Source organism: Oleiphilus sp. HI0061 (assembly GCF_001635675.1).
On sequence record NZ_LWFE01000373.1, the window covers coordinates 1 to 1,310 of the forward strand.

The 1,310-nt window shown below is 44.4% G+C and carries 2 protein-coding genes; both read right to left on the reverse strand.

All coding sequences use genetic code 11. From position 1 onward, the window contains the following. Window positions 1-644: sigma-54 dependent transcriptional regulator (locus tag A3735_RS05135; RefSeq protein WP_156499415.1), on the reverse strand; the 644-nt coding region annotated here is incomplete at its 3' end. Between the two features lie 52 nt (window positions 645-696). Next, window positions 697-1,310: HAMP domain-containing sensor histidine kinase (locus A3735_RS05140; protein WP_197485679.1), on the reverse strand; the 614-nt coding region annotated here is incomplete at its 5' end.

The following is a 1,310-nucleotide window of genomic DNA, read 5'->3' on the forward strand; positions in this document are numbered from 1 at the left end:
CTACCTTTTTTGTGGCCAAAGAATTCACTCTCTACCAGCTCACTAGGAATAGCCCCACAGTTGACCGGGACAAAGCGGCCGGTACTAGCGCGAGGGCTGTTTTGATGAATCATTTTAGCGACCAGCTCTTTACCGCTACCTGACTCACCAGAAATATAAATTGGAGCTTGGCTACGTGCCAGTTTATCGATCTGTTTGTTGAGCTTCTGAATGGCTTTTGTTTTGCCTTTTATGTGCTCGGGTTGAGTGCTAGAGGGACTTTCGTTTGCCTTACGTTTTGATAACTCTAATGCGCTGGTCACCAGCCCTCGTAGCTGATTAAGGTCAACAGGCTTTGAAATAAAATCAAAAGCACCAGCCTTAAGGGCACTGATGGCTGTTTCGACGTTGCCGTACGCGGTAATCATGGCAACGGGCATATCGGGATGATTTTTTTGTATGAACGACACGAGATCAATGCCGTTGCCATCAGGCAAATTCATATCGGTGAGACAAAGGTCAAAGCTTTGTTCACTTAGGTAGGCCTTGGCGTCCATGATTGTCGCACTGCTACAGGTGTCTATCCCCATACGCATGAGTGTGATTTCTAACAGCTCTCGAATATCAGGTTCATCGTCGATAATTAAGGCGCGTTGCTTGGTCATATATTGAGTCTTGTCTGTCGCTTAGAAAGCATTAAGAAGAATAAGCCTATTGTTAAACAATTCGCTTGTGGTGAGCAAATACAATTCGAAAGCACGCACCAAGCTTAAGGTCTTTAAGAGCCTGATAAGCCTTATTGTCTAGTCGATGGTTATCAAACTTCCAATGCTGATGAAATTCGGTACTGGCCGGGTTGATATAGTCCAGATGAGCTTGGTTTGCTTCGCAGATTTCTCGTGATAAATACAAACCAAGTCCTGTGCCCTGAGATTCAGTGGTGAAGAATGGTTCAAATAAATGATGGGAGTTCTCTTCAGAGACTCCTTCACCCTGATCGATTACTTCGATATAGGCTTGGCCATCCTTTGTGGTTTTGGATAGCAATATAAATAACTGTGCGCTGCAATCTGACTTTAAGCCATGCCTAAGCCCATTGTCGATCAGGTTGATAAACACTTGCTCCATTTGGCTTGGGTCAAAGCGTGCTGTTGCGTCTTTGTCTGCAAGTATAATATTAATTCTGTCTGATGAGTGCAGGTGCCCTTTATATTCGCCGACGATTTTATCAATCCAGTTGGCCAAGGTGATGTCTTCAACTTCTGGCTCTGTTCGACGACTAAGTTGCAGAGTGTTTTCAATGATCTGATTTACACGCTTTGAGTGACGCT